This window comes from Streptococcus sp. WM07 (assembly GCF_004570525.1).
GTDB lineage: Bacteria > Bacillota > Bacilli > Lactobacillales > Streptococcaceae > Streptococcus.
Genome location: NZ_SPPZ01000078.1, coordinates 1 through 6,350 on the forward strand (window position 1 = coordinate 1; position 6,350 = coordinate 6,350).

The 6,350-nt window shown below is 42.4% G+C and carries 5 protein-coding genes; all 5 read right to left on the reverse strand.

All coding sequences use genetic code 11. The annotated features are described in order from the left end of the window. Positions 1 to 256 precede the first annotated feature (256 nt). The 5 genes from E4T71_RS08010 to E4T71_RS08030 are packed head-to-tail and all read right to left on the reverse strand — an operon-like array spanning position 257 to position 6,060. The gene (locus tag E4T71_RS08010) at positions 257 to 2,116 is read right to left on the reverse strand and encodes a proline--tRNA ligase (RefSeq protein ID WP_135038775.1); all 1,860 of its coding nucleotides are present in this window, start codon (positions 2,114 to 2,116) and stop codon (positions 257 to 259) included. A 10-nt stretch (positions 2,117 to 2,126) separates the two neighbouring features. Then, positions 2,127 to 3,371, reverse strand: coding sequence for an RIP metalloprotease RseP (gene rseP, locus E4T71_RS08015; RefSeq protein ID WP_306766725.1), 1,245 nt, complete (start codon positions 3,369 to 3,371; stop codon positions 2,127 to 2,129). After that, the gene (dxr, locus tag E4T71_RS08020) at positions 3,368 to 4,507 is read right to left on the reverse strand and encodes a 1-deoxy-D-xylulose-5-phosphate reductoisomerase (RefSeq protein ID WP_135038777.1); all 1,140 of its coding nucleotides are present in this window, start codon (positions 4,505 to 4,507) and stop codon (positions 3,368 to 3,370) included. The genes rseP and dxr overlap by 4 nt, the downstream gene beginning before the upstream one ends. Position 4,508: 1 nt before the next feature. Next, on the reverse strand, positions 4,509 to 5,312 hold the full coding sequence (locus E4T71_RS08025) for a phosphatidate cytidylyltransferase (RefSeq protein ID WP_135038779.1): 804 nt from the start codon (positions 5,310 to 5,312) through the stop codon (positions 4,509 to 4,511). Position 5,313: 1 nt separating this feature from the next. Further along, positions 5,314 to 6,060: an isoprenyl transferase gene (locus E4T71_RS08030; protein WP_135038783.1), complete on the reverse strand. Its 747-nt coding sequence runs from the start codon at positions 6,058 to 6,060 to the stop codon at positions 5,314 to 5,316. Positions 6,061 to 6,350: the final 290 nt, after the last annotated feature.

The following is a 6,350-nucleotide window of genomic DNA, read 5'->3' on the forward strand; positions in this document are numbered from 1 at the left end:
CAACTTAATCATTCTATCAAAACTTCATTTGCTTGTCAACACTTTTTGTTAACTTTTTTGAAGTTTTTTTGAATTCGTTCGTTTCACCCGAACTTTTATCATTCATCTGTCCCGTTTAAGGAACTCTCCCTTCAGGACTTTATTAGTATACAACACTCTTACTCACTTGGCAACACTTTTGTTTAATTTTTTTAAACTTTTTTATCCATATAAAACAACCCCAGCAAAAATAACTGCTGGGGCTGTTTTAACGATCTTACTGTTCTTCCTTCAAAAGAATATGAAGCGTCTCAAGAAGATTGTCTTCATGAACTTCAATACTTGATCCGCTAGATTTAATTTTAACTTCAACGATGCCTTCGTCTGCTTTTTTACCGACAGTAATGCGGATTGGAAGTCCAATCAAGTCACTGTCACTAAATTTAACACCGGCCCGTTCGTTACGGTCATCAGTTAGGACTTCATAGCCCGCTCCCATCAGAGCTTGTTCAAGGCGAGCAGTCAAGTCAAGACTAGCTTGATCTTTAACATTAACCGGAATCAAATGGACATCAAATGGCGCCAATTCTTTCGGGAAATTAATTCCCCAAGAGAAGCGGTAATCTCCTTTTGGTGTCTTATTGACGAATAGACGAGCATGCTGCTCCATAACTGCGGATAGAAGTCGACTCACTCCAATTCCGTAAGACCCCATCACAATCGGAATAGCACGTCCATTTTCATCAAGAACTTTAGCATCCATTGATTCTGAATAACGAGTTCCTAATTTGAAAATATGACCAATCTCAATTCCACGGGCAAATTGGAGTTCTCCCAAACCATCTGGAGAGAGCTCTCCTTCTTTCACTTCTCGAATGTCCACATATTCTGCTTGGAAATCACGTCCTGGATTCACACCTGTTAAGTGGAAATCATCTTCGTTCGCACCAACAACTGCGTTGCGAACGTCCTGAACTTTACGATCCGCTACAATTCGAACTTCTTCTGGTAAAGCCACTGGACCTAATGAACCAAATCCCGCACCTAGAAGTGCTTGCACATCCGCATCGGTTGCAGGGGCCATAAAGTCTGCTTCCAAGAAGTTTTTCAATTTCACTTCATTAACCTGATCATTACCAACCAAGAGAGCTGCAACGGGTTTACCATCTGCCATATAGATCATCGTTTTGATCGTCTGCTCTTCTGGAACATTTAAGAGAGCCGCAACCTCGTCAATTGTTTTGGTGTCTGGTGTCGCAACTTTAACGATTTCTTCTTCAGCTACCACTAGATTTCTTGGTTTATATTCATTCGTTGCCATTTCAAGATTGGCTGCATAACCAGACTCACTAGAATAAACAATCGTATCTTCACCAGAAATGACCCATTTTTCAAGCTCTGCACGAATCTCTGCCAACACATCCGCTGGAATTTCATCTAAGCTCGCAATGGATTTATCTAATACCAACCAACGCTCTAAATCCGTCCGTTCGGGGGTAATAGCCATAAATTCTTGACTATCTTTTCCTCCCATAGCTCCACCGTCTCCGATAATAGCTTTATACTCCAAGCCTGAACGATCAAAAATCCGCTCATAAGCTTGACGATAATCCTCATAAGTTACATCCAAGCTATCATAATCTGCGTGGAAGCTATATCCATCCTTCATAATAAACTCGCGAGTCCGCAATAATCCATTACGTGGACGCTTTTCATCTCGATATTTCGATTGAATTTGGTAAAGATTCATAGGAAGTTGCTTGTAAGATTTAACAGAATCTCGTACAACAACCGTCATGGTTTCTTCATGGGTTGGACCTAGAATAAAATCTGAACCTTCTCGGTTTTTCAATTTATACAAGTCTTCACCATACGTATCGTAACGACCAGACTCTCGCCAAAGGTCTGCACTGAGAAGCGCTGGCGTCAACATCTCTACAGCATCCATTTTTTCAAACTCTTCCCGCATAATTTGCTTGGCTTTTTCCAAGACACGATTCGCTAGAGGAAGATATGTATAAATCCCCGCAGAAACTTGACGTACATAACCCGCCCGTAACATGAGAGCATGACTAATAACTTGTGCATCACTCGGCATTTCCCGTAAAGTTGGGATCAGCATTTTACTTTGTTTCATTTATTCTCCTCTAAAAAAATGTTCGTACTATATCATTCCAGGTTACTGCAATCATCAAAAGTAGCATTAAACCGGTACCAATTAAGGTTAAATAGGTTTCTGTTTCTCGTTTAACAGGTTTTCGTCGAACAGCTTCAATGATGTTCAATAAAATTTTCCCACCATCTAAAGCTGGAATCGGTACAAGATTGAAAATTCCAATATTAATCGATAAGAAACCTAGAAGTTGCAAAATACTTGTCCATCCATCTCTGGCTGCAAGGCTAGAAGCTTGGTAAATCGCAACTGGCCCTCCCAAGCCATTCAAATCAGGATTGAAAATCAAATTGCGAAGGGCGGTTATTATTTGGCCGGCAGCAGCAGCAGCCATCGTGAAACCACCCGTAAGCTTGGCCATCAAACTTGTATCCAAGGCTGGCAAAACCCCAATTCGATAAGTTCCATCCATTTCTTGCAACTGAATCTCTTGAGTCACTTGATTGACCTGAACAGATACCTTACCATCCTTAGCTTTTTTCGTAGCTTCTTGAATTGCTGGCGAAATATCAGTATAGACCTCGATTGGACTATCACCTATTTTCTCTAAAGAAACCTCATTTTGATAGCCCGCTTGTGCCAAGGCCCCTCCATCTGCTACGCGTACGTGATTAGTGTTTGGATTCGGCGCTCCCCCTTGGATAAAGAGCAACAGGCTAAAGGCCAAAACTCCCAAAACAAAATTGTTAAAAGGTCCTGCAAAATTGGTGAGAAACCGCCCCAACAGACTCGCATTTTGATATTGGACATCCAAAGGAGCAATCCGTACCTCGGTCCCATCTTTCTCAACAATAGTTGCATCATGATCAACCGAATAGGTCACTTCCTCATCCATCAAGAGCCCCTTAATGACCAAGCCTTCTTCTAGATCATAATCCAGAACCTGGAGAGGAACTGCTTGATGATCCAACTCTTTTTTGGATAAATTCAAGCGGGTAACAACTCCCTCTGCATTGAGACTAAGAGCGACCAGACTCCCTTTGGGAATCTCAACCCGGTCTTCACCCCATCCTGCCATCCGAACATAACCTCCAAAAGGCAATATCCGAATCGTATAGAGAGTCCCGTCTTTTCCTTGATGGCTGAAAATTTTCGGTCCCATTCCGATTGCAAATTCTCGAACTAGAATTCCCGATTTTTTAGCTAAAGCAAAATGACCATACTCATGAACAATAACAATTACTGCAAATATAAATAAAAAACTCAGAATTCCCATCATCTGGCAAGCCACCCCCTTACTTTCTCTCGTGTAGACCGGTCCTTATCAAGAATCTCTTCCAAACTCAAGTCAGTCACTTCTATATGCTCAGCAACTGCGCGCTCAATGAAGCGCTCAATCTCTAAATAAGAAATCTGACCGTCTAAAAAAGCAGCAACTGCCACTTCATTAGCAGCATTGTATACTGCTGGAAAAGAGCCTCCCTTACGACCAACCTCAAAGGCCAAGGCCAACATCGGAAAACGTTCCAAATCCATTTTTTCAAAATGAAGCTGTCCAATTTCTGTTAAATCAAAAGCTTTTGGATTTTGTAACCGTCTATGATGAGGATAGGTCATCGCAAACTGAATCGGTTCACGCATATCACTTGGCCCTAACTGAGCCAAAAAAGCTCCATCCTGCATTTCAATCATAGAATGAACAATGCTTTCCCGATGTTGGATCACTTCAATCTGATCATAATCCCAGTCGAAAAGATAGTGCGCTTCGATCACTTCCAAGCCCTTGTTGACCATGGTACTGGAATCAATCGTAATTTTAGCCCCCATTGACCAATTAGGATGAGCCAAGGCTTCTGCAACTGTAACTTCTTCGAGCTCAGTACGTGCTTTGTCTCGGAAACTTCCCCCACTAGCAGTAATGACCAATTTTTTTACATCCTGCCGCTCCAGACCTTGCATGGCTTGGAAGATAGCGGAATGTTCACTATCTATAGGCAAAATCTGTACACCCTTTTCTTTAGCGGCTGCCATGACAAACTCTCCGGCCATCACCAAGGTTTCCTTATTGGCCAAGGCAATATCCTTCTGAGCTTGGATCGCCGCCATGGTAGCAGGAAGACCTACGCTTCCCATAACAGCATTAATCATGAGGTCATAAGTTCCAGTCGCAGCATAGACCGCTAAATCCTGATAATATTCCAGCCCTGGATAGTCTGCAAGCAGTGCTTGACCCAGAGCTTGATCTGCTACAACCACCGCAGTTGGTTTAAATTCTTCAATAATCGACTGTGCCCCTACGAAATTGCTTGCAAAACTAAAGGCTGCTAGGCGAAACTGATCAGGATAGGAACGAAGAATATCCAAAGTCTGCTGACCGATAGAACCAGTCGCTCCCATGAGATAGATATTCTTCATCTTAAAAGAACCCCGCTAGGTGCAAGAGAGGGAAGACAAAAAGCAGGCTATCAAAACGATCTAAAAGACCACCGTGTCCTGGAATAAAACGACCAGAATCCTTAACACCGTAGTGCCGCTTGATCGAGCTTTCGACAAGATCTCCAAATTGTCCCGCCACCGAAAAGAGGATGGACAAAAATAACATCAAGATAAAGCTCCTGCCTCCGAAAGTCCCAGGGCTGAATAAGTAAAAGAGAGTGGTTACCACCATAGCTCCAGCAATCCCCCCTAAACTCCCCTCGATTGTCTTATTCGGAGAAACTTGTGGAATCAGCTTGCGCTTCCCATAACGCTTCCCGGTAAAGTAAGCCAAACTATCCGTGGCCCAAACTAGGAATAGGGCATACAAGACCTTATCCATACCAGACATCTGAGCCCGGACCAACATATGGAATCCATAGCCAACATAAAAGCTGGAGGCAATTGGGACAACCGCATCATCATAGGAATACTCGTCCACAAAAACTGTACTTCCCAAAATTCCCATAGCCAAAAGGGCAAAGAGAGCGATATTTGAGTCACTTGGTAAAAAGGACAAATAATTTTCCAAAGGTAGGGTCAAAAGGAGTGCAGCCAAGGTTGCCAAAATCCCCTCAGGTGTATTAATAGCTAATCCCTTCATAGTAAACAGCTCGTACACCCCTAACATAGCTAAGAGACCAACAATTAATTGAAATGGCAAACCGCCAACCCATAAAAGCACTAGCAAAATAACTGCTGCTACTGTACCAAAAAGAATGCGATTCTGTAATTCTTTTTCCATATTAAACGCCTCCAAAACGACGATTGCGACGGTTATACTCCTCAATCGCCTCTTCTAATGACTGAGCTGTAAAGTCTGGCCATAAGGTATCCGTAAAATACAATTCACTATAAGCCGACTGCCAAGGTAAGAAATTGCTGAGACGCAACTCCCCGCTTGTCCGAATAATTAATTCCGGATCCCGCCAATCTTCAGGTAAAGCCCCAGTATACAGATGGGATCCAATCAATTCATCCGTAATTTGGTCGATTCCATAGATTCCCGCTTGCACTTTCTCTACAATAACTCGAACTGCTTCTTGAATCTCCGCTCGTCCTCCATAATTCAAGGCAAAATTGAGAATCATTCCTGTATTATTAGCCGTAAGTTGCTCTGCCTTTCGCAGGGAAGCTAGTGTTTCTGATGGTAGGCGACCCACATCTCCAATCATTTGAATCTTAACACCTTGCCGGTGCAACTCGGGAATATAGCGGTCATAAAACTCTACTGGAAGATTCATGATAAACTTGACTTCCTTTTCCGGACGAGACCAATTCTCTGTGGAGAACGCATAAACTGTTAAAACTCTAATACCCATTTGACTGGCAGCTTTAGCGACAGCTTGCAGAGCCTCCATCCCAGCCTTGTGTCCAAATGCTCGTGGCTGCATCCGTTTCTGTGCCCAGCGACCATTCCCATCCATAATGATTCCAATGTGTTTAGGAACAACAAGCGAAAGCTGCTCTTCCTTCTTTTTAAAACCAAACATATTCTTTTCCATTCTTTCTATACTCGACTCTTGTTTCCACGAAGAATCGATTTTATAAGAGATTGAATCAGTTCATTATACCACAAAAGCCCTAGGCATGGGAAATCTCGTCATTTCAGAACCCTACAGACCTCTATTTTTATGCTTTTTCAGAAAATATATTGTAAGCGCCCAATAACAGAGTATATTGACAAAACTCCAAGATTATAAGCAGATTGCTTTTAATCTTGGAGTTTTCTTTATCTACAATTCTCTTGGATTTTTGGAGCCCATGGTAAATAAGCCTCTAG

Coding starts and splice junctions, on each gene's coding strand:
- E4T71_RS08010 (WP_135038775.1), bottom strand. CDS start 2,116: ATGAAACAAAGTAAAATGCTGATCCCAACTTTACGGGAAATGCCGAGT.
- rseP (WP_306766725.1), bottom strand. CDS start 3,371: ATGATGGGAATTCTGAGTTTTTTATTTATATTTGCAGTAATTGTTATT.
- dxr (WP_135038777.1), bottom strand. CDS start 4,507: ATGAAGAATATCTATCTCATGGGAGCGACTGGTTCTATCGGTCAGCAG.
- E4T71_RS08025 (WP_135038779.1), bottom strand. CDS start 5,312: ATGGAAAAAGAATTACAGAATCGCATTCTTTTTGGTACAGTAGCAGCA.
- E4T71_RS08030 (WP_135038783.1), bottom strand. CDS start 6,060: ATGTTTGGTTTTAAAAAGAAGGAAGAGCAGCTTTCGCTTGTTGTTCCT.